The organism is Promineifilum sp. (SeqCode) (assembly GCF_041918635.1).
Lineage (GTDB): Bacteria > Chloroflexota > Anaerolineae > Promineifilales > Promineifilaceae > Promineifilum.
Genome location: NZ_JAYRVJ010000423.1, coordinates 1 through 21,901, shown reverse-complemented (window position 1 = coordinate 21,901; position 21,901 = coordinate 1). Strand labels below are relative to the sequence as shown.

The 21,901-nt window shown below is 66.2% G+C and carries 18 protein-coding genes; 5 read left to right on the top strand and 13 right to left on the bottom strand.

Annotated features, from left to right (window positions below):
• Both ACE3UY_RS13210 and ACE3UY_RS13205 read right to left on the bottom strand, forming a co-directional pair.
• A partial coding sequence (locus ACE3UY_RS13210; RefSeq protein WP_374687977.1) for a hypothetical protein occupies window positions 1–1,650 on the bottom strand: 1,650 nt, incomplete at its 3' end.
• Between the two features lie 114 nt (window positions 1,651–1,764).
• Window positions 1,765–3,045 carry an ABC transporter ATP-binding protein gene (locus tag ACE3UY_RS13205; protein WP_374687976.1) on the bottom strand — a complete coding sequence of 427 codons (1,281 nt, stop codon included), beginning with the start codon at window positions 3,043–3,045 and terminating at the stop codon, window positions 1,765–1,767.
• 86 nt (window positions 3,046–3,131) lie between these two features.
• On the opposite strand from ACE3UY_RS13205, the gene ACE3UY_RS13200 reads away from it, so the two are divergent.
• Window positions 3,132–5,561 carry an endonuclease MutS2 gene (locus ACE3UY_RS13200; protein WP_374687975.1) on the top strand — a complete coding sequence of 810 codons (2,430 nt, stop codon included), beginning with the start codon at window positions 3,132–3,134 and terminating at the stop codon, window positions 5,559–5,561.
• Between the two features lie 93 nt (window positions 5,562–5,654).
• Here ACE3UY_RS13200 and ACE3UY_RS13195 read toward each other — a convergent pair whose 3' ends face one another.
• From ACE3UY_RS13195 to uvrB, 3 genes are read right to left on the bottom strand one after another with little or no spacing between them, the layout of a single operon-like run.
• Complete coding sequence (locus tag ACE3UY_RS13195) at window positions 5,655–6,350, bottom strand: hypothetical protein (protein WP_374687974.1); 696 nt, start codon at window positions 6,348–6,350, stop codon at window positions 5,655–5,657.
• 59 nt (window positions 6,351–6,409) lie between these two features.
• On the bottom strand, window positions 6,410–6,862 hold the full coding sequence (locus ACE3UY_RS13190; protein ID WP_374687973.1) for an SRPBCC domain-containing protein: 453 nt from the start codon (window positions 6,860–6,862) through the stop codon (window positions 6,410–6,412).
• Window positions 6,863–8,956, bottom strand: a complete 2,094-nt coding sequence (uvrB, locus tag ACE3UY_RS13185; protein WP_374687972.1) for an excinuclease ABC subunit UvrB — start codon at window positions 8,954–8,956, stop codon at window positions 6,863–6,865.
• Between the two features lie 425 nt (window positions 8,957–9,381).
• Between uvrB and ACE3UY_RS13180 the strand changes: the two genes are divergently transcribed.
• Window positions 9,382–10,521 carry a hypothetical protein gene (locus tag ACE3UY_RS13180; RefSeq protein WP_374687971.1) on the top strand — a complete coding sequence of 380 codons (1,140 nt, stop codon included), beginning with the start codon at window positions 9,382–9,384 and terminating at the stop codon, window positions 10,519–10,521.
• 9 nt (window positions 10,522–10,530) lie between these two features.
• Here the strand turns inward: ACE3UY_RS13180 and ACE3UY_RS13175 are convergent, their stop codons facing one another.
• A complete protein-coding gene (locus tag ACE3UY_RS13175) occupies window positions 10,531–11,520 on the bottom strand; it encodes a glutaminyl-peptide cyclotransferase (protein WP_374687970.1) in 990 nt (329 codons plus the stop codon).
• A 129-nt stretch (window positions 11,521–11,649) separates the two neighbouring features.
• Window positions 11,650–12,375 carry a hypothetical protein gene (locus tag ACE3UY_RS13170; protein ID WP_374687969.1) on the bottom strand — a complete coding sequence of 242 codons (726 nt, stop codon included), beginning with the start codon at window positions 12,373–12,375 and terminating at the stop codon, window positions 11,650–11,652.
• Between the two features lie 558 nt (window positions 12,376–12,933).
• Here ACE3UY_RS13170 and ACE3UY_RS13165 point away from each other — a divergent pair.
• The gene (locus tag ACE3UY_RS13165) at window positions 12,934–13,122 is read left to right on the top strand and encodes a hypothetical protein (RefSeq protein WP_374687968.1); all 189 of its coding nucleotides are present in this window, start codon (window positions 12,934–12,936) and stop codon (window positions 13,120–13,122) included.
• 133 nt (window positions 13,123–13,255) lie between these two features.
• On the opposite strand, the gene ACE3UY_RS13160 is transcribed toward ACE3UY_RS13165, so the two are convergent.
• From ACE3UY_RS13160 to ACE3UY_RS13145, 4 genes are read right to left on the bottom strand one after another with little or no spacing between them, the layout of a single operon-like run.
• Window positions 13,256–13,951: a dienelactone hydrolase family protein gene (locus ACE3UY_RS13160; protein ID WP_374687967.1), complete on the bottom strand. Its 696-nt coding sequence runs from the start codon at window positions 13,949–13,951 to the stop codon at window positions 13,256–13,258.
• 37 nt (window positions 13,952–13,988) lie between these two features.
• Window positions 13,989–15,431 carry a deoxyribodipyrimidine photo-lyase gene (locus tag ACE3UY_RS13155; protein WP_374687966.1) on the bottom strand — a complete coding sequence of 481 codons (1,443 nt, stop codon included), beginning with the start codon at window positions 15,429–15,431 and terminating at the stop codon, window positions 13,989–13,991.
• Window positions 15,428–16,267, bottom strand: coding sequence for an alpha/beta hydrolase (locus tag ACE3UY_RS13150; RefSeq protein ID WP_374687965.1), 840 nt, complete (start codon window positions 16,265–16,267; stop codon window positions 15,428–15,430). Before ACE3UY_RS13150 ends, ACE3UY_RS13155 begins: the two co-directional genes overlap by 4 nt.
• Before the next feature lie 5 nt (window positions 16,268–16,272).
• Window positions 16,273–17,202, bottom strand: a complete 930-nt coding sequence (locus ACE3UY_RS13145) for a TIGR01777 family oxidoreductase (protein WP_374687964.1) — start codon at window positions 17,200–17,202, stop codon at window positions 16,273–16,275.
• 306 nt (window positions 17,203–17,508) lie between these two features.
• On the opposite strand from ACE3UY_RS13145, the gene ACE3UY_RS13140 reads away from it, so the two are divergent.
• Window positions 17,509–18,657 carry a hypothetical protein gene (locus ACE3UY_RS13140; RefSeq protein WP_374687963.1) on the top strand — a complete coding sequence of 383 codons (1,149 nt, stop codon included), beginning with the start codon at window positions 17,509–17,511 and terminating at the stop codon, window positions 18,655–18,657.
• On the opposite strand, the gene ACE3UY_RS13135 is transcribed toward ACE3UY_RS13140, so the two are convergent.
• Window positions 18,654–19,937 carry an SAM-dependent methyltransferase gene (locus ACE3UY_RS13135; RefSeq protein ID WP_374687962.1) on the bottom strand — a complete coding sequence of 428 codons (1,284 nt, stop codon included), beginning with the start codon at window positions 19,935–19,937 and terminating at the stop codon, window positions 18,654–18,656. The two genes, ACE3UY_RS13140 and ACE3UY_RS13135, sit on opposite strands and share 4 nt — an antisense overlap.
• Complete coding sequence (locus ACE3UY_RS13130) at window positions 19,879–20,694, bottom strand: PD-(D/E)XK nuclease family protein (RefSeq protein ID WP_374687961.1); 816 nt, start codon at window positions 20,692–20,694, stop codon at window positions 19,879–19,881. The genes ACE3UY_RS13135 and ACE3UY_RS13130 overlap by 59 nt, the downstream gene beginning before the upstream one ends.
• A 160-nt stretch (window positions 20,695–20,854) precedes the next feature.
• Between ACE3UY_RS13130 and ACE3UY_RS13125 the strand changes: the two genes are divergently transcribed.
• Window positions 20,855–21,901, top strand: a 1,047-nt coding sequence (locus ACE3UY_RS13125; RefSeq protein ID WP_374687960.1) for a peptidoglycan DD-metalloendopeptidase family protein, incomplete at its 3' end; no start/stop codon positions are given.

Sequence of the window (21,901 nt, the reverse complement as noted above, 5' to 3'; positions counted from 1 at the left end):
CTCGGATATTTCCGGTATCGCGCCGGCGCTATCGACCTTCACCCAGTATTGATGCGTTCCAATGGGCAGGTTATTCCACAGCACCGTGACGTGGTTGCTGTTGCGGTTACCCCAGGTGCAGCCCGTCACCGCGCCGCGAACTACCGGGTCGTAGGTCGCCGAGCCGATGACCTTGGTCAATGCCTGGTCGGAGTAGAAGGTAACGGTGATTGGCTTGATAATGCTGCGCGTGCCGGCATTGCGGAAGGTGGCCGTCAGCAGGGCCGTGGCCTTGCCCGTCGCCTTGTTGGGCAGGCTGATGACGTTAGAGGCCACGCCGCCGACCAGGTTCGACTGGCCGGGGTTCGCCGCCGTCCTCTGCCGGAACGCCTGGCCCATCGTCGTCAGGGCGGCTGCGTCGCCCGGGGCGAAGCTGGCAAAGTTGGTGCTGATCAGGTTGCTGGAGCCACCCGACTCGCTCGGGTTGGTGACGACGCTATACCAGAGCCATTGCTGCACCAAGCGGTTGCTGTCGATCGGGTAACCGAGGGCGGGGTCAACGGCCGTCTCCAGGAAGTTCATCGTCTCTTGCAGGTACTTGGTCACCCGCGGCGGGTCGAAGGGCCGGCCTTGCTCGTCCAGCAGGAACCAAGCGTTGTTTTGGAAGACGTAGGGGTAGAGCAGGCCGAACTCAGAGATGATCAGCGGCTTGTTCTGCTGGCCTCTGGCCTTCATCCATTGGCGCATCGCCACGACTTGCTCACGGAAAATGCTCACCCGGTCGTGCTCGGCGCGACAGATGACATCGGGGCGGGGGTCGCTGCTGGCCGAGTCCGGCGAACCAACGGCCGGGCACAGCGCGGCGTTGCCGGCGGAACTCAACTTGGCGATCGCCGGGTTGGTACCCAGGGCGATCTTGCCGTCGCCGTAGTCGTTGACATTGCCCGGCAGGCGCTCTTCCAGGATGTACAGGTGCATGTTCCAGATGTCGACCGGCATATCCTGACCGTAGAGGGCGCGGTAGGTATCCCAGACGATGGTCAGGTATTGCAACCGGCCGGGCGTCATCATGGACAGGCCGGCGACGGCGACCTTGGCGGTTGGGTCTACTTTCTTGATGTAATCGTAGACCTCATGATAGGCCCGCGCGTACACGTCGGGCATGGTGTTGTCCTGCAACTGGTTGTTGACGTCGACCTCATTGCCGACGAGCCAGTAGTGGCCGCGGTTGCGGCTGATCAGGCTGCCCAGCCCTTCCTGCAAAACGCCGTTGGCATCGCGATAGGTGAAGGCCAACGGGGGCGTGATCTTGTAGGTGGGCAGGCGACCGCCGGCGGCGTTCTGATCCTGCCGCACGCGGATGACGGGCGCGAATGAGGCGCTGCGGACATCCTGTCCGGCGGAGTAGGCGCTGAAGTTGATGTACCAGCCGGCGCCCAAGGTGGGAATCCAGGCCAATGAGTCGGCGTAGTGGGGCACGTAGCCCACGCCGTAGCGGCAGCTCGTTTCCGCCAGCACGGCGGCGTCGGTGCGCGGCTCCTCCGACTGGAGCGCGACGTCAGCACTGTGACGAAGCATGTCCGGCGCGGCCAGGACATGGAGGGCCAGGATGAGCGCCGCGGACGCGGCAAACAGACCGGCCAACAGGATTCGCGTGTTGCTCCTTTTCATTTTGTGTACTTCCTCGCAATTCTCAAGGTCTCGCGGCCGCCCGGTTGGGATTGGGCGCGTGAAAGCCGCGGCTGGCGGGTTGCCCCGCCGAATTGAGGTGGTCAGAGCCGGGGCTCAGGCCGGCTCCACGGGAGAATAAGCCATCTTGGCCGATTCGTCCACAGGACGAACGTGCCAATCCCAAGCCGCGTCGAGGGCTATCAGCCCTTCTTTCTCTGGGCAGTCGCTCTCGATGATGCGAAAAGCGTAGGCTTCTTCGTGAAAATCGTAGGCGATGGGCGCAAAACTGTCATGAATGGCGGCTGTGATCTGGTAGCGGCCTGGCAGGAACGGCAGCCGGTCGATGTGATAGCGAACGACGCCCGCGCCCTCCACGACGCCCAATTCCAGCCCGCCCGTTCGCGTGTTGGGGCCGTTGATGTGCAGGCCGTCGCTGCGGTACAGGGCCAGCCCGAACTCCGGTTCGCGGATCGGTTCATGGGCCAAATAGGCCATTTCGACGCATAGCGGATCGCCTGTCTGGAAGAGAGTCGCTTCCTCGCCATCAGCGTCCAGCAGGCGCACACCCGTAATCTCGATTTGGCGCGTCCCCCAGCGGCGAAAGCCGCGCTCATCGTTTTCGACGGCCAACTGACCGCCGACGCGCGCATTGATGTGGTCGCGATACTCGGCCAGGACGCGCTCGGTTGGGCCGGACAGCCGCACCCGCCCATCCTCCATCCAGACAACTTCGCTGCACAGGTCGGCGATGGTGTTGGTGTCATGGCTGATGAACAGGATGGTGACGCCGGACCGCTTCAGTTCCATGATGCGGTCGATGCACTTCGTCTGGAAGCTGTGGTCGCCCACGGCCAGAATCTCATCGACGATCAGGATATCCGGCAGCACGTGGATGGCGACGCTGAAGCCGAGGCGCATGTACATGCCTGACGAGTAATGCTTGACGGGCATGTCGATGAAGTGCTCCAATTCCGAGAAGGCGACGATGTTGTCGTAGAGCCTCTCCGTCTCCTCGCGAGACAGTCCCAGGACGGAAGCGTTGAGAAAGATGTTCTCGCGCCCGGTCAAGTCCTGGTGGAAGCCCGCGCCCAGTTCGAGTAGGGCGCTGATGCGGCCGCGCACCATGATCTCGCCACTGGTGGGCTGCAAGATGCGCGAGATGAGTTTGAGCAGGGTGCTCTTGCCGCTGCCGTTGCGGCCGATGATGCCGACACATTGCCCCTCCTGCACCTCGAACGACACGTCGCGCACGGCCCACAACCCCTGGCTTTTGGGGCGGCGGCGCGTGGCAACGGCGATGAGGGTTTCCAGCACGGATTGGGGGGTGTCCGGCGTAAACGCGAAGCGTTTGCTGACCTTCTCCAACCGAATTGCCGGTTGGCTTTGCTTACTCATAGGCGGGCGGATAGTATAGCAACTGGATGTTTTTGGCAACTGCGCTGGGAGCCTATACGCAGATTACGCAGATTCTCAGAGTAACCATGCTGGATCAGAAGTCGCTAACGATTCTGGAATTCGATAAGGTGCGCGAGTTGGTGGCGGGGTACACCAGTTTTAGCGGCGGTCGCGAATTGGCGCTGGCCATGCAGCCGACGACGGAACTGGAGCAGGCGCGTGAGTGGCAGGCCGAGACGCGCGAGGCGGTATCTTTGTTTGAGAGCGATAGCGGCATCACCATCGGTGGCGCGCGCGACGTACGCCGCGCGGCCGACAACGCGCTGCGCGGCTTCACCCTGCCGCCCGAGGACTTCCTGGGCATCCAGGCGACTGTGGTGGCCGGGCGAAACCTGCGGCGGCTGCTGTTGCGGCAGGAGGCGCGCGCGCCCCATCTGGCGGCCATTGCCGTGCTGATTGAAGATTGCCCCGGCCTCGTCAGCGCCATCACCAGCACCCTGGACGAACGGGGCGACGTGCTCGACAGCGCCAGCCCGCGCCTGGGCCGGGTGCGCCAGGAGCAGCGCGCCGTCCACGCCCGCATTCAGGACCGGCTGCAACGCATCCTCAACAGTAGCATGGCCCAGTACTTGCAGGAGGCGATCATCACCCAGCGCGGCGGGCGCTACGTCATCCCTGTACGCGCCGACGCCAAGGGGCGGCTGAAGGGCATCGTTCACGACCAGAGCGGCAGCGGCGCGACGCTATGGGTCGAGCCGCTGGGCACGGTCGAACTGAACAACGAGTATCGCGGCTTGCTGATGGAAGAGCAGGAGGAGATCCAGCGCATCCTGCGCGAGTTGTCGGAGCGGGTGGCCGACCACGGCGAGGCCATCAAGCGCGTCGTCGACCGCATGGCCGAACTGGACCTTATCTTTGCTCGCGCCAACTACGCGCTGGTGACCCACGCCGTCGAGCCGGCTTTCGTCCCCTGGCGCGAGACGCCCCAGGCCCGCCCGCCCCGCCACGGCAACGAGCGCGAGAAGTGGGCCCCCCCGCCGCGCGACCTGCATCCCGGCTCCACCGTCTGGATCAAGGCCGCGCGCCATCCGCTGCTGAATCCGCAGACGGTCGTGCCGACCAACCTGACGTTGGACGAGCACACCTTCGTCGTCCTGATCACCGGCCCCAACACCGGCGGCAAGACGGTCAGTCTGAAGACGATGGGGCTGATGATCGTCATGGCCCAGGCGGGCCTGCACGTGCCGGCCAACGAGGCGCGCCTGACCGTCTTCGACAACGTCTTCGCCGACATCGGCGACGAGCAATCTATTGAGCAGAGTCTATCCACGTTCTCGGCGCACATGACCAACATCGTGCGCATCCTGGCCCACGTGGACGAGCGCTCGCTGGTGCTGCTCGACGAACTCGGCTCTGGCACCGACCCGACGGAGGGCGCGGCGCTGGCCCAGGCGGTGGTCAATTTCCTGCGCGACAAGGGGGCGACGACCTTTGTGGCGACCCACTTCCCGGAACTGAAGGTTTACGCCAGCCAGACGCCGGGGGCGACCAACGCCTCGCTGCTGTTTGACATGGAGACGCTGTCGCCCACCTATGAGATGACCATCGGCCTGCCCGGCCGCTCCAACGCCTTCGCCATCGCCCGCCGGCTGGGTCTCGATTCGTCCATTCTGGACGACGCCATGCGCCAGGTCAGCGCCGACAGCCATCAGGCCGAAGACCTGCTCGACTCCATCTACACGCTGCGCGAAAAGATGGAGTCGGAAGAGGCGCAGACGCGGCTGGCGCTACGGCAGGCGGAGAACGAGCGCGACCGGCTGCGGCAGCGCATCGACGACATCGAGGTCGAGCGGCAGCGCATCCTGGAAGAGACGCGCCGGGAGATGACGCGCCAGATCGAGCTGCTTCAGGCCGAGATTCGGCAGGCGCGCTCGAAGCTGCGCGACGCCGCTTCGCTCAACGCGGTGAAGAAGCTGAGCAAGCAGGTGGCCGAGCTGGAGGTGGCGCAGCCGGGCGTGCTGGCCCCGGAGCCGGCCGAGACCCCCGACGCCGCCCGCGGCAAGCGGCGCGCGCTCCAGGTGGGCGACACCGTCCACGTGCGCTCGCTGAACGTCAAGGGGGAGATCGTCTCGCTGGGCAAGAGTGAGGCGATGGTGGCGGTGGGGCGCTTGCAGATGCGCGCCGGCTTCGAGGACCTGGAATTCAAGGGGCGGCCGGTGGAAGAGCAGACGGCGTCGACCGGGCCGGTGGCTCCGCTGCACCCCTCGCCGGGTATGGAGTTGGACATTCGCGGCGTGCGGGTGGAGGACGGCATCGACCGGCTGGGGCGCTACATCGACTCGGCCTTCCTGGCCCGGCTGCCGTTCGTGCGGATTATCCACGGCAAGGGCACGGGGCGGCTGCGCCAGGCGGTGCGCGAGGAACTGACCCAGAACCGGCACGTCCGCGCCTGGGAAGAGGGGAAGGATGGCGAGGGCGGGCCCGGCGTCACCGTGGCGCACCTCGTCGAGCATTAAGAGCTCACGCAAAGAGCGCAAAGAAGCAAAGAACGCAAAAAGAAATCTCTTTCTTTGCGTTCTTTACTTCTTTGCGCTCTTTGCGTGAGCCTCTTACGGCGAGACCCAGACGACGAAGGTCAGTGTCGCGTCCCGGTAGTGTCCGATGATCTCCCAACACCCAGCCGTCGGCACAGCCACGCCGGTCAGCATGAACTGGCCCACGTCAGCGTGGTAACCGTTCGTGCCACCCGTCTGCTCGAAGGTTGGCGCGTCGCCATCCAGCCGCCGGCCGCTGACCGTAATTTGCGGCTGTTGTTCGGTCGTCATGTCGTACCCCTCGCGCCACCACAACACCTTTTGTCCATAGCCGTGTTCGTTGCTCGGCAGGCCATGCCAGTGGCCGTCGGGGTATAGCATTGTCCACAACTCATTCGTCCCGTACCAGAACTCGCCGTAGGGGGCTTCGGGGGCGTAGGGCGCTGGTGGGACGAAGGGTGGGTCTTGGGGCTGGGTGATAGGGCAGTTGGCCGGCGGCCACGGGGTCGGGAAGATGGATGGCACGGTTAGCGTCGGTGTGGCTGGCTCCATCAGGGCGGCGGAGTCCGACGGGACCGGGGGTTCGGTGGGCGCGGTCGTCGCCTCGGGGACGAGCGCAGCGGGCGCGGCGGTAGCAACGGGCGCGTCGCCGGCCGGCGACGCGCTTTGGGCCGCGGGCGGGTTGTCGGCCCCCTCGCGGGCAGCCAGCGGCGCGCCACAAGCGGTCAGCAGCGCCGCGAAGAGGGTCAAATACAGAAGCAGATGGAGCATCGGTTACCTCGCTTGTCGAGTCTACCACGTATACACCGCGGCCTGACGCGAGGTTCCCATTATGAATCGACCGGTTGCGTCACCGCCCGCAATTGACCGAGAAAGTGGAGCCACCCATCGATGTGGCTCTGGCGGTCAGCCTGCTCGACGGGCGAGTCGCCATACGTCCCGTGGGTGATGGCAACCCGGCAACCGGTCGCCGATGGGGCGAAGCGAACGTCCACCGTGCGCGCCGGCAACTCCGGGCGGTGGGCCCACTGCCAGGTGAAAGCCAGCCGTTCGCCAGGCTCAAAAGCGGTGTAGCGCCCCGACAACGCCCAGCCCATCTTCGGCCAGCGCAGCACGTACTCCCCGCCGGATCGCGCGTCTACGTCGGCCTCCGGCGGCCACCAGCGCGCCAGCAGTTCGGGCGTGATGAAGTAGTCAAACGCTTGGCGCGGAGATAGGTCGGGCAGATCGGCGGCAACCACCATGTGGTCGGAACCGCTCGGTTGTTGAGTGGGTGCGTCCATCTATTCGATCTCGTAAGCCACGCCGGCCTCGTCCAGCTTGCGCATCCGCTCCCATTCGGGTAGGTCGTTCTTGCCGCCGGCCTCCTTCAGGGCCATGATCTGGCGCATCTCCATCACCTGGTCGCGCAGCACGGCCGCCCGCTCGAACTCCAACTGTTGCGCCGCCTGCTTCATCTGCTTCTCCAATTCGGAGATGATCTTGCTCAACTCCGCCTTGGGCAGGTCGGCGGCCGTCACGTAGCCGCCCTTCGACTCGGCCACGCCGTGAGCCGCCTGTCCGTGGGCCATCTCGCGTTGCGCCGTCAGTTCGTCGGTCAGCACGTGCACCGCTTTGATGATGCTGCGCGGCTCGATGCCGTGGGCCGTGTTGTAGGCCATCTGAATCTCCCGGCGGTTGTTGGTCGTCTGGATCGCGCCGCGCATCGAGTCGGTCATTTTGTCGGCGTACATGATCACCTTGCCGTCCACGTGGCGGGCGGCGCGGCCGATGGTCTGGGTCAGCGCCGTCTCGGAGCGCAGGAAGCCCTCCTTGTCGGCGTCCAGGATGGCGACAAGCGACACCTCCGGCAAGTCCAGCCCCTCGCGCAACAGGTTGATGCCTACAACCACGTCGTAGACGCCCAACCGCAGGTCGCGCAGAATTTCCGTCCGCTCCAGCGTGGCCACTTCGGAGTGCAGGTAGTGAACCTTGATGCCCATCTCCAGCAGGTAATCGCTCAGGTCTTCGGCCATGCGCTTGGTTAGCGTCGTCACCAGGACGCGCTGGCCGTTGGCGATGCGCCGGTTGACCTCGCCGATCAGGTCGTCCACCTGGCCGCGCACCGGCCGCACCTCGACTTCCGGGTCGATGATACCCGTCGGCCGGATGATCTGCCGCACGACCTGGGTCGAGTGCGACAGTTCGTACTCCATCGGCGTCGCGCTGGTGAAGATGACCTGGTTGAGCAGCCCCTCGAACTCCTCGAAGTTGAGCGGCCGGTTGTCCAGCGCGCTGGGCAGGCGGAAGCCGTAATCCACCAGGATGCCCTTGCGGCTCTGGTCGCCGCCCCACATGCCGCGCACCTGGGGTATGGTCATGTGGCTTTCGTCGATGATCATCAGGTAGTCGGCCGGGAAGTAGTCGAGCAGCGTCCAGGGGCGGGAGCCGGCCGGACGCTGGTCAAGGTGGCGGCTGTAGTTCTCGATGCCGGGGGTGAAACCGACCTCGCGCAGCATCTCCAGGTCGTACATTGTGCGCTGTTCGATGCGCTGCGCCTCCAGGAAGCGCTTCTCGTTCTTGTAATAGGCGATGCGCTCCGTGAGCTCCGTCTCGATGTCGTTGATAGCCCGCGCCAGCTTCTCCTCGTCGGTGATAAACTCGCGCGCGGGGTAGATGGCGACGCGGGTGTGCTCCAGCAGTACCTCGCCCGTCAGCGGGTCGAACTCGGCGATGCGCTCGACGGTGTCGCCCCAGAACTCGATCAGATAGGCCGTCTCGGCGTAGGCGGGATAGATCTGGAGCGTGTCGCCGCGCACTCGGAAAGTGCTGCGCCGCAGTTCCATGTCGTTGCGGTCATACTGGATGTCCACCAGATGGCGCAGGATGGTGTTGCGCCGGTACTGGCCGCCGCGCTCGATCTCCAGGATGACGTTGCCCCACGCCTCCGGATTGCCAATGCCGTAGATGCAGGAGACCGAGGCGACGATGATCACGTCGCGCCGGCTCTTGAGCGTCGCCATGGCTTGCAGTCGCAGGCGGTCGATCTCCTCGTTGATCTGCGTCTCCTTCTCGATGAAGAGGTCGTGGCGGGGGACGTACGCCTCCGGCTGATAATAGTCGTAGTAGCTGACGAAGTAGGAGACGGCGTTGCGCGGGAAGAACTCGCGGAACTCGCTGTAGAGCTGGGCGGCCAGGGTCTTGTTGTGGGCCAGGATGATCGCCGGCCGCTGCGTCTGCTGGATGATGTTGGCGATGGTGAAGGTCTTGCCCGTGCCCGTCGCGCCCAACAAGGTTTGGAACTTGTCGCCGCGCAACATGCCTTCGACAAGTTCTTCAATGGCCTGCGGCTGGTCGCCGGTGGGCGCGAAGTCGGATACCAGTTGAAAGTCGGACATATTACCTTTCGCCCTCTCAAGTGGAATAGAACAACCGTTCGTTATTATACCATACTTAACAGCGCAAGTATACTGGGTGCGGCAGTCCGTGTGAATATGAGGAGCATTCCATGAGGCGAAGGGCGACGTTAATCTTATATGCATGGTTGGTCGTGCTCCCCATTACGCTGGTCGGAGGGTGTCGCGGAACCGGGCCGGCGCTTGAATCGCCAGGTATGCCAGGGAGTGCAGCAGTAGAAATGGCTACGCCCCCGGCGCGCACCCTATCGCCAACAGCGACAACACCCGTTGTCACTCCCTTTTCGCGGGCCCCATCGGAGCGAGCCACCGGCGTGCCGACCACGCCGACTGTGACCATGTGGCCGCATCGCCCCGATGCACACGATGATAGCTTTTCACCGGCTCTATCGGCTGATGGGCGCTTCGTGGTTTTTACCTCGCGCGCCGGCGATCTGGTCGAGACCCCTCTGGCCGTCTGTCCGGGTATGGATGGCTCGTCTCTAAATTGCGCCTCCGTCTTCGTCCGCGATCGACAGACGGGAACGACGACGCTGGTTAGCGTCTCGAACGAAGGGCAGCCGGGCAACGCCGACAGTTTCCATCTGGATATCTCGGCCGATGGCCGCTGGATCGCGTTCAGTTCCGGGGCGAACAACCTGGACGAGGCCAAGCGTGGTTGGGAGTTGGGTGTCTTTCTGCACGACCGTGAAGCCAGAACGGTTCAGTTGCTCAGCCCTTCCGGCAATGAGCCGGCGATTTCAGCCGATGGCCGCTTTGTCGTCTTCAGTGGGCTTGGCGACGGGTGGAATGTTTACGTGTTCGACCGCACAACCGGCCAGAGCGAGCTACTGAGCGCCTCGACCGATGGTCAACCGGGTGATGGCGATAGCCTGTCGCCAGACATCTCGGCCGATGGTCGTTGGGTGGCCTTCTGGTCGTGGGCGGGCAATCTGACGGCCGATGACGTCGAACACTGTCAGCCGCAAGGCCGAAACTACAGTTGCGGGGATGTGTTTCTGTTCGACCGCCAGACCGGTGAACGAATACGGCTGCCGGTCGGCGTCGGCTATGGCCTGGGTATGGGAACCTTTGGCCTGAGCCTGTCCGGGGATGGCGGCCGACTGACGTTCAATGACGTGGTATATGACCGGGCCAGCGGGCAACTTGGGCCACTATGCAGTGAGGCGATCAACTGCTCTGGCGGCGTCTTGTCGGAAGACGGCCTCTCTGTCATTTACGCCGACGGCCCGAACATCTATGTATTCGACAGGCTCACCGGCGAAAGGGAACTGGTGAGTGTGACAAGCGATGGCGTTGCCGGCAATGGGACGGTTGTGAACTACAGCTTCACTTCCGAGGGTGAGCAGCTACAACCGGGGGTTGCCCTGTCGGCCGATGGTCGTTGGGTGGCCTTCAGTTCGACGGCCGATAACCTTACCGATGGCGACGCAGCGCAGTGCAGCAACTTCCTGTTCGCCGCGCACAACTGCTACGACATTTTCATCCACGATCGCTCATCGGGAGCGACGGAGTGGATCAGCCGGCCGATTGATATCGAGCAATGACCTGCTCGTTCAGCGGCCCGCTTCCACGACCCTGATCTCAAACAGCGCCGGCCACAGTTTGCCGGTGACAAACAGCCGGCCGCTCGCCGCGTCGAAGGCGATGCCGTTCAGCACGTCGGCCGGCTGGGTCAGCGTTGTCGTGTCCAGCAGCCCGGTCAGGTCAATGTAACCCAGCACGTCGCCCGTCTCCGGCGAGATGCGGGCGATGCGGTCGGTCAGCCAGATGTTGGCCCAGATTTCGCCGTCCACGTACTCCAGCTCGTTGAGCATCGCCAGCGGCCCCTCGTGGTCGCGCACGGTGATGCGGCCGGTCTCCTGCAACGTCTCGGGATCCCAGAAGCGGATGGTCGGTGTGCCGTCGCTGACGATGAGCCGCGTCCCGTCGTGGGTGATGCCCCAGCCCTCGTGCGGGTAGCTGAACGTCTGGAGGGGGGTAAAGGTGGCCTTGTCATAGATAAACCCCGTCTCCTCCTGCCAGGTCAGCTGGAAAATCCGGTCGCCCAGGACGGTAATACCCTCGCCGAAGTACTGATCCTCCAGCGGTTGCGAACGTACTACCGCGCCCGTCTCTAGCGCCACCTCGCGCAGGGTGGACTCGGCCCAGCGGCCGGTGCCCTCGTAGAGCCGGCCCTCGTCGATGACCAAGCCCTGTGTGAAGGCGTTGGGATCGTGGGGGTAGGTGTTGACGATCTCGAAGGTGTAGGTCGCCGGCGGGGCGGGGGTCGGCGTCTGCGTCACGCCGGGCGTGGGTGTCGGCACAATGCGCGGCGTCACAGAGGGGGGTGGGGCAGGCGTGGTCTTGGCGGCAGACGCGGCGTCGGACGAGGCGGCGTCGTCGGCGTTAGCGGCCGTGGGTTGCGCCGCGACGGCCTCCTCCGGCGTTGGCGCGACCGCGGTGGGGGCCAGTGTGGCGATGGCCTCCGGTGCGTTTCCGGCGCATCCGGCGCACAAGATCGATAGACAGAGAGCGGTGAGCAGCGCGAACAGATATCGAGGCATGGGGGGCCTTCCTGAAAAGTAGTGATCGTCGATTGTGCCGCCGCCGGTCGCAACGCGCAAGCGGGTTGGAAGCGGAATCCACAGATTTCACCGATTACACAGATTTGGGAAGTTGCCGGCGGGCGTGCCTTAGGGAGGCGCGTTCGATGGAAGGAAGCGCTGAACCCCGACCAGCCAGCAGATGTGGCCGTCGTCGGCCCATTCCACCAGCCAGTCGCCCGCGCCCAGCGTCCGGCGCGCGCCGCGCAAGAGCTGCTGCAGCCGGCGGCCAAACGGCGGCAGATCCTCATCAGGCCGCAGGCCGCGCCGCAAGCGGGGCAACGACAGGGCCATGTCGCCGGCCTGGGCGGCGTACCGGATCAGGTCGCTCTCGCCGCTCTCTTCCATGAGAGCGACGCCGGTCTGTTGCGCCGCTACCTGTTCGGCGATCAGCACGTCACGGCGGGCGTCCCCGTCCGGGCCAAACGCTGACCAGGCCACGGCCAGCGCCCCGGCCGCCGCCGCCGGGTCATCAAAATCGATGAAGGCGGGGGAGGGCCGAGCGGACGCGCTGTCGCTCGCCTCGCCGGCGGCGCGCACGGGACAAAGGCGCACCGGCTGCCGGAAGCGGGGCAGGCGCACACTGTGAATGAGCGTGTTGTGTAACAGCTGCGGGTCGGCGACGGTCACGCGGGAGCCGGATTCAACCGCCAGCCCTTCGGCGCGGGCCAGCCGGAAGAACTCGTCAAGCAGGATGGCCCCGGCTGGCACGGGCAACCCACCCCGCGCCGCCTCGTCGAGCAGCCGCCCGGCGTCTCCCACCTTGCGCCGCCGCGCCCGCCCCGCGCCCAACCAGATGAACATTGTTCCGGTCATGCTCCTGATTATTCCATAATGTTGGCGGTTGGCCGCTTCTCATCCGCGTCAATCTATGCTAAGCCACGTCATCCGCGTTCCATATTCTTGGACCGCGTTTCACCAAATCGAAAACCCGAGTGGAAGCGCGGAAACAATTGTGATAGAATTGCGTAAGATCATGAGTATCTGTCCTATGGCTGGTATGGAAGGCGTGGCGGATGCTGACAGAGCGACCGCGCGCCGCAATGGCTGCCACCACTGCCGGCGACAGAGTAACATAGGGGCCATGACGCGCCATGATGTCGCGGTTGGCATTGTGCATGACGCATAGGGAAGTTCCGCTCACCCTCTTGTCCGTTTATGCTGGTCACTCCAGTGCTTCGGAGTGCCTGCCACCCATTCGATCGCCCCTCCCTACTGTTCGCAAGACGATCCCTGGTTACCTGGGCCGCGGTCAACCCCTGCCGGCCGTTTACCATACCTAGCCTCGTCATCGAGCGGGTCGCGCTGTGCTGTCTGCCTTTCGAGCCGGCCTGCCCGTATTGTTTTACCCACTGGCGAAAGGAGTTATTGAGGATGTCCAAAAAGAAGGTGGTGTTGACGGAGGAGCAAAGAAGGCGCAACGCGGAGATTCTCGCCCGTTTGGAAGAGGAACGGGTGCGCCTGGTCGAGGAGACACGCGCCTTGCAACAGCAGGAGCGTCGCCGCCCTGGCCGCAAGCGCAAGAAGAAGCCCATGGAAGAGTTGATGGCCGCCGCGGATTAGCGCCGCTTTGCATCATTCAGCGACATTCGTTCGCCTGAGCGCCAGACGCCTGCGTTATCGGATTCGATAGCGCAGGTGTTTTTTATTGGTCCTCGCGCCGGGGAGAGGACTTTGCTGAGGGGACGCGATCCGGTTAGTTGTCTTCGCGGAGCGTCTCCCGGAAGAGGGCCAGGATACGCCGCCAGGCGTCTTCGGCCGCCTCCGGGTCATAGACGGGCCGGCGGTCGTTCATGAAGGCGTGGCCCGCGTCCTCATAGATCACCATCTCGTTCGCCACGCCAGCCGCGTCCATCAGCGCCGCCCGCCGCCTCGCCACCTCCGGCGAGACGCCGCGATCCTGGCCGCCGTAGATAGCCAGCACCGGCGCCTGGATGCGCGCGGCCTCCTGCGGCGTCATCTCTGGCCCGCCGCCATAGCAGGGTACGGCCGCGCCGATGCCCTCCAGCTTGGCCGCGCCGTGCCAGGCCAGCCCGCCGCCCATGCAGAAGCCTACAATGCCAACCTTTTTGGGCGCGACCCCCTCATCGGCGAGCAGGTAATCCACCGCCGCCTGGATGACCCCCAGCGCATCGGGATACTCCAACGCCATCGCCAGCTTGCGCGCCTCGTCGGGTTCGTGGGCTACTTCGCCATAATAGAGGTCGGGGGCCAGGGCGACGAAACCCTCGGCGGCGAAGCGGTCGGCGATGTCGCGGATGTTGTCGTTCAACCCCCACCACTCCTGGATGACGACAACGCCCGGCCGCGCGCCGTCGCCCGCCGGTCGCGCCAGATAGCCGCGGGTCTGGCGGCCGTTGGCATACAACTCGATATCGGGATTGCGTGTCATGATACCTCCATCAGGCGATCGGATTCCGCCAAGTCTACTACAAGGGACGCTTCTTCGCCGCGCCATAGGCCGCCAGGGCGCGCTCGCGGGCCAGGGCGTGATCCACGACCGGGTAGGGGTAATCGCGGCCGAGCACACAGCCGACGGCGCGCTGTTCGGCAGCCGGCATGCGCCACGGCTCGTGCAGCCGCTCGAGTGGCACGCCGGCCAACTCGGGCAGCCAGCGGCGGACGTAGGCGCCCTCCGGGTCGAATTTCTGGCCCTGGGTGGTGGGGTTGAAGACGCGGAAGTAGGGCGCGGCGTCGGTTCCGGTTCCGGCCGTCCACTGCCAGCCGCCGTTGTTGGCCGCCGGGTCGCCGTCGAGCAGGCGCTGCATGAACCAGCGCTCTCCCCAGCGCCAGTCGATCAGCAGGTCTTTGACCAGAAAAGAAGCGACGATCATGCGCGCCCGATTGTGCATCCAGCCCACCTCCGCCAGTTGGCGCATGGCCGCGTCGACGATGGGGTAGCCGGTGCGACCGTCGCGCCACGCGGCAAAGTCGGCCGGGTCGTTTTGCCAGGGCACGTCGCGCAGCGCCGGTTTGAAGCTGCCGCGCAGGACGTGGGGAAAATGGTCGAGGATGTGGATGTAGAACTCGCGCCAGATGAGTTCGTTGAGCCACGCCGTCGCTCCCTGACGGCCCGCGGGATCAGAAGGGTCGCGTTGTGCAGTCAGCGCGGCCACCACGGCTGCGCGCGGCGAGAGCATGCCCCAGCGCAGATAAGGCGACAACTGGGACGTGCCGTCCAGATCTACCCGATCGCGCCGCTCGCTGTAAGCGTCGATGCGCTCGGCCACGAAGCGGCGCAGCCGGCGGTGGGCCTCGGCCTCGCCCGGCGGGAACGGCGCGCCGGGCGAATAGGGCGGTGCGTCCGGCAGCGGTTCGCCGGCCACGTTGCCCGGATCGGGCAAGACGTCGGGGGCCGGGCGCAGATCGGCCTCATCCGGCAACGGCTGGGCCAGCCAGGCGCGGCTGAAGGGGGTGAAGACGGTGAAGGGCGTACCGTCGCGCTTCAGCACTGTGCCCGGCGGCCGGACGGCGGTGCTGCCCACCAGTCGCAGCGGCAGGTGGATCAGCACCTCGTCGTCGCGGCGCTTGGCGTAGGTCGAGTAATCCTCTTCGGCGAAGATGGCCGACGCGCCTGTCTCGGCCGCCAGCCGGGCCAGCGCCTCCACCGGCCGGCCGCGGCGCACGATCAGCCGGCTGCCGCGCGCGCGCAGGTCAGCGTCCAGCGCCCGCAGCCCGGCCAGCATGAAGGCGATCCGCTGGGAGCCGGCATAGGGGCTGTTGAGCAGCGCCGGGTCGAGCACAAAGACGGGCACAACGCGCCGCGCGTGGGCCAGCGCAGCGGCCAGCGCGTCGTTGTCGGCCAGTCGCAAATCGCGGCGGATCCACCAGATGGCGGCGCCGGCCGCCGGGTCTTGCCGCGCGTCGCTCATCGGTTCGTTCGCTCGACTGTGTGTGTCACCTGCTCGATGAACGCCAGCACGTCGCTACTGTAGTCATAGCCACCCGGTTCCAGACGCACGAAACGGTGAGTGCCCGGCACTTCGCGGTAGGTCACCGGCTGGCCCATCTGACCGACCAGCTGGCGGGTGGCGGCGGGGGGCACGGTGGTGTCGGCGTCGCCCTGCAACACCAGCGCCGGACCCGCGACACGGGGCGCGAACGCCCGCGCCGATTGCCCCAGCCGGCGCAGATCGTCGATAGCGCTGAGTGGCAGCCGCACCTGTTCGCGCAGGTATTGTTGCACCTGGGGATCGTCGAGGTCGGCATCGGGGAGCAGCGCCTCTAACTGCCGGCGCACGCCAGGGCTATTGAAGTCGGCCCGCCTGAACGGCGCGACGTTGCGGAAGACGTGCTTCAGCAGGGGGAGCAGGCGCAGCAGGCATCCGCCCAGCCGCCAGAAAGGGGCCAACAGCACCAGTCCGTCGGGCGGGTCGTCGGCCGCCAGGCGCAGCGCCAGCGCCCCGCCCATCGAGTAGCCGATCAGCACGGCGGTCTGATGCGCGGCGCGCAAATCGCGCCAGGCGGCGCGGGCCGCCGCCAGCCAATCTTCGCTGCTCACTTCGCCCAGCCGGACGATGTCCGGCCCAAAGCCGGGCAGCAACAGGCCATGCGCCGCGTGCCCGGCTGTAGCCAGGCGTTCACCCAGGGGGCGCATCTCGGCCGGTGTGCCGGGAAAGCCGTGGATGAGCAAGACGCCCGTCGGGCCTTGGCCGAGTTGAAAGGGCTGGTGTTCCGGGCCGGTGAAAAAAGCGACCTTAGCGGCCATCGCGCTCATCGCTTCAGAATGTCGCGCAGGGCCGCTTCCAGCATCGGGAAGCGGAAGGTAAAGCCGAGGGTTTCCAGCTTCCTGACGCTGACCGGCCGCCCTTCCAGCACCAGGGCCGAGACTTCGCCCAGCAACAGTTTCAGCGCGAACTCCGGCACAGGCAGTAGCGACGGACGGCCCATCACCCGGCCCAGGATTTTGCTGAAGTCGGCGTTGGTCACCGGGTTGGGCGAGGCGACGTTGTAGATGCCGCGCGCCGCTTCCGTATCGGCCAGGAAGCGCAGGGCGCGCACGGCGTCCTCGGTGTGAATCCAGGTGAACCACTGCTTGCCGCTGCCCAGCCGGCCGCCCGCAAACAGCTTGAATTGCAGCAAGGAGGCTGGCAGCGGCCCCGTCTCCAGGTTGAGCAGGGGCGCGGTGCGAGCTACGACGCGCCGGACGCCCATCTCCTCCACCGCGGCCGTGGCCGGTTCCCAGTAGTCGGCCACGACCTCGGCCAGGAACTGCCGCCCGCGCCCGCTTTCCTCGGTCATGACGGTGTTCGTCGCCGGGTAGTAGTCGATGCCCGACATCTGGACGACTACCTGCGGCTTGACGGTCGCTGCGGCCACGGCGGCGACGACCGCCTGCCCCGCGTTCCGGCGGCTCTCCTTGATAAGGCGCTTGCGTTTGTCCGACCACGTGCCGGGCAGGGGGATGACGCCGGAGCCGCCGGTGGTTTCGCCGGCCAGGTTGACGATGGCGAAGGCCCCATCAGCCAGATGACCCCAGCCGTCGGCCGTCCGCGCGTCCCACTGTACGACCTGAACGCCGCTGCTTGCGGACTGCTTGGCCGGGCTGCGGCTGAGAATAATGACTTCGTGCCCATCGGCCACGAGGCTCTCAGACAGGCGGCTGCCGATGAAGCCGGAGCCGCCGGTGATGATATATCGCATGGTATTGTCCCTCGGTTACCGGAAGGCGAACCGTTTCCTTTCGCTGTTGGGCCACGCGGCTGATGCGCGGCCGATCCTCACCCGCAGATACTACTAAATATCTATCAGCAATGCACTCTTGCCGGCGCCCACGAGATCGATCGGCTGCATTAAAAATAGTATTACAACGCCTAAGCGATTTATCTTATCGTTCACGCCTGTGTTAACTGCTTTACACCTATAATGCAATAAAAGAACCATGTAACTATCTCTATAACCGTACACTGAAAGTGTGTAACGGGTCGGTATTTTAGCAGGGGTAGTATCATGAAACATTACGTAGTTCGCTTAGCCACGGCACTCGCCGTGTGTATTGCCATTGGCCTGGCGCTCCTGACCTTGATGCAGGTGTCCCAGGCGCGAGCCAATGGTGGGTTGCCGTCGTTGACGTTTTTGGGGGAAAGTGGGAGCTATAGTGTGGGCGAAGGGCATAACTTCATCGTCAAGGCCCGCCACCCCTTTCGCTTTGTGTTCATGCCCGGTCCGACGTATGCCGCGCGCGAGGGCGAGCGGGTCTGGTCGGTTCAGGGCGATGTTGAGGCGCCGCGCGCCGAGCATCAAGTTACCACTCTCGTCGGAATGGTAGCTAAGGACTGTATCATCGAGTTCGTCGCCATCGATGACGACGAGGACGACCGTATCAATCATTTCCTATTGGACGGCCAACCTATTTACACGATGGGCCAGGGCATGACCACCCGCGGCCGGTTTGTCGTTCCCTGGGCCGGTATGCTCAGCTATCGCGTCGAGGATAGTATTGGCGTATTCCTGAACGTTTGCGATAAGCAAGCGACGCCAACCGCGACGGTGACGGCGACGGCCACCAGCACGGCGACGCCGACGATCCCGCCCACCGAGACGCCCACGGCCACCGCCACCGTGCCGCCGACGGAGACGCCGACGGCCACGGCAACGACGCCGCCCACCGAAACGCCGACAGGAACCATCACCGCGACGCCGCCTACGACCACGCCGACGGGCACGGCCACGGTCACAGCGACGCCCGTCACGCCCACGGCCACGGCTACGACAACCGCCACGCCGCTCCCGCCCACGGCTGAGCCTGACATCACCACGCCCACTCCCTCGCCGACGCCGGTCCGCGATCCCCGACTGCCGGCCTGCTTGCGCATCAACTTCGACGTGAGCGGGCACGAGGCCAAACAGGGGCTTTACGTCGTACGCGAGGTGGGCGGCCGGCAACTGGCTACCTGGGAGGCGGCTAACGGTTGGAAGGATAGTGGCTGGTTCTACGACATCGACATCACCTTCGCCGCGGTCTATGTTGAGGTGTTCTACTACCACGGGCCGGGGGTTGCTCCGGAGCGGCTGAACGTCCTGAATTACGCGCCGGACACCGACGATGGGTGGGTGGCGCGCGGCATGTGCCACGCGCTGGAGGTGGGCTGGCCTTAACCCACTGCGTCGGGCCACGGCTGCGCGATAATCACCGTGGGTTGGCCCATGACCTGGGTCAGGAAGAGAATGACGTGGGTGCTACCCCGTAGCCTGAGGGCTCGCCGCAGATCGTCTGGATCAAGCGGCGAGCCTCTTTTTTTGATGGTCGCCTGGCCCACGTCGCGGCGGCGCAGTTCTTGCCGGAGGCGCTTCAACTGGAAGGGGAAGGCGTCTTCGATTCGGAAGCAGCGGGCAAACGGGGTGACCTGGGCGGCGCCGGCCGTCAGATAGGCAATGGCCGGGTCTAGCAGCGTCGCCTCCAGCCGTCCGGCTAATTGGGCCACCAGGTGGGCGCGGATGACAGCCCCATCCGGCTCGTAGAGGTAGGCGCGCGGCGGGCCGGCTGAGGCTTCGGGCGGGCCGTCGGCGTCGCTGAGCGTGTCGCCAGCCGGCAAGAGCGTGGCCCGCCGTCGCGCGCCGTCGCGCAAGTCGCCGAACCACAGCACCCCTTCGCGCACCTCTCCCTCGAACGACACAAATTCCACCTCCGCGTCCGGCGGCAATTCGGCGTAGTCGATGCCGGGGCTGACCTTGACCGCGCCGTGGGGAACCCGCAGCCGCCAGGCGTCGATCAGGCTGAGCGGCGGTTGGTACGCGTCGACCGAGCGCAGCCGGCGGGCGGGCGCGTCGTGCGGACCGCCGCCCGTGCGACGCGCCGGGTCGAAGAAGAAGGCGCCGGCCGGCAGCGGCGGAAGCTCCAGCAGATCGGCCCGCACCGGCAGCAGGCGGTCGGCGACGCCGTAGACGGCGGCGTTGGCCCCGGCCATGGCCGTGTGCAGCCACTCCCGGTCGATAGCCAGCACGCGCGCGCCGGCGGCGGCCAGGGCCAGAGCGTCGCCGCCGATGCCGCAGCCCAGATCGGCCACGGTCGTCGCGCCGGCCGCGGCGAAGCGCCGGGCGCGGTGGGCGGCCAGCGGCTCGGCCGTGGCCTGCTCCAGGCCGTCGCGGGTGAAGTACATCTCGGCGGCGCGGCTGAACTTGCGCGCCGCCCGCCGGCGCAGGAGAGCCGTTTCCAGCACGGCGTTGGCCGCGCCCGGCGGCAGCGATACCCGCAACCGGGCGGCCAGCGCCAGGTGGGTGTCGGGCGTCAGCGGCTCGCCGGCCAATTCGGCCAGCGCCGCCTGTCCGGCGGGGCTGAGGAGAAAGCGGAAATCATCGGCGTCCATCAGCGCCCGGCGCTCAGCCCCACTGCGGCTCCAGCCAATCGTCGTCGGGCGGCTCGTCTTCGTCGGCGGCATCGGCCGGATCGGCCGCCAGCGCGCCCGCGTCGGCTGCCTGCCGGCCGCAGAGGGCGCGGTAGGCGCAGTGGCGGCACTCCGACCAGTCGTCGGTCAGCGGCCACGCCTCAGCCGGCGGTAGGGCGAGTTGCCGGTCGATGTCGGCCACGAGCAACTCCAGTTCGAGCCAGTTGCGCCGGTGGGCGGCCGCATTGTAGGGGATGACGCGCGGCTGCGTCGGCTCGGCGACGTACCAGTAGGTGAACGACAGCCGCTTGGGGGCGAAGGCCGCGGCGTCGTCCGGGCTGAGCGCCGCGCCGCCCTGGGCCAGCACGGCCAGATAGACGCGCGTCTGCCAGGCGGCGCGCAGGCGCTCGACAGGCCGCGGTTCGCCCGTCTTCCAGTCGAACAGCCAGGCCCGCGCGCCGACGATCAGCAGGTCGAAGCGGCCGGTCAGAAAGTGGCGGCCAATAGGGACGGTCAGCGCCGTCTCGACGAAGCGCTGTCCCGCCGGCAGTTGTGGCCCCCGTGCGCGGAAGGTGGCCCACCAGTCGTTGAGTACGGGGTCGATTGATTCGGCCTCGACGGCGGGTAGGCCGAGCAGGTGGCGCTCGACCCAGCGATGGAAGCGCCGGCCGCGTTCATAGGCCAGCTCTTGTTCCGCGCCCAACGGCGCTTCCGGCCAGGGGACGCGGGCCAGGAAGCGCAGGTAAAAGCGGCGGGGGCAGACCTTATAGGTGTAGAGGTGTTGCTGAGTCAGCGTTAACCGTTCGGCCATAAGAGGAAAGAATCCGCAGATTACGCAGATTTTAGAGACTCACCCAGAGATACTTGTCAGCGCATGCATGATAGAGGAAGTCCGTAGTGTGTGCAACGCGGGTGAGTGTTTGGGGCGCGGCGATTGACGGGTGTGGCCGGCCGGCGGAGAATCGGCCCCCATGCATGCTAACCTTGCCGCGCCGGGCCGCCTGGTGGCCCTGCTCCTGATACTAGGCGGGCTGTTCGCCTGCCGCCCGTTGTCCGCCGCCATTATCCCAACAGAACCGGCGCTGTCGGCGCTCTCCATGATGCCGCCGGCGGCAGGGCCAACAGCGCTGCCCGTTACGGCCACGCCGCCCTCCTTGCCGACAGCTGTGCCGACGCTGACCGCGGCCCCGCCGACCGCCGCGCCGATGCAGATGCCGAGCGCGACGCCCACGGCGACTACGACGCCGGCCGCGCCCACGCCCGACCCGATCGCCGGCCTACCCTGCCCGGCGACAGCCCCGGTCAAACCCGACTACGCCCGCTACGTCCTGTCGGCCGCACCCTGGCCGACGCCCGACCCGGCCGCGCCGCGCCCCTCGCTGTCGCTGGCCGACCCGCTGCCCGCCGCCGCGCGCAACACGGGCTACGCTTACGGCTCCGACGGCAGTGGCCGGTATCTGCTGCACAATGGCCTGGACATGGCCGACGAGGACGATACGCCGGCCGGCGCGGTGGCCGACGGCGTGGTCGTGGTGGCCCGCGACGACCTGGATGAAATGTTCGGCTGGCGTTGTGACTGGTACGGCCAACTGGTCGTGCTGGAACTGGACGAACGGTGGCAAGGGCAACCGGTCTATGCCCTCTACGGCCACGTCAGCGAGGTGCAGGTCAGCGAGGGGCAGCGCGTGGCCCAGGGCGACCCGATCGCGCGGGAAGGGACGGCTGGCGTGGCCGTCGTGCCCCATCTGCATCTGGAGATACGTCTGGGCGAGAACACGTTCGGCGCGACGCGCAATCCGCTTCTCTGGTTGCAGCCCTGGCCGGGCAGCGGTATCGTCGCCGGGCGGCTGGTAGACCCGGACGGCCGCGCCTGGCAGGGCGTTACGGTGACGCTCATCGACCGGAGCGGCCAGGCCCCGTTCGTCAATACGTGGACGTACCTCGATGACCCGGAGCACCTCATCCGGCCCGACGCGGCGCTGGCTGAGAACTTCGTGTTCGAGCCGGTGAGCGAGGGG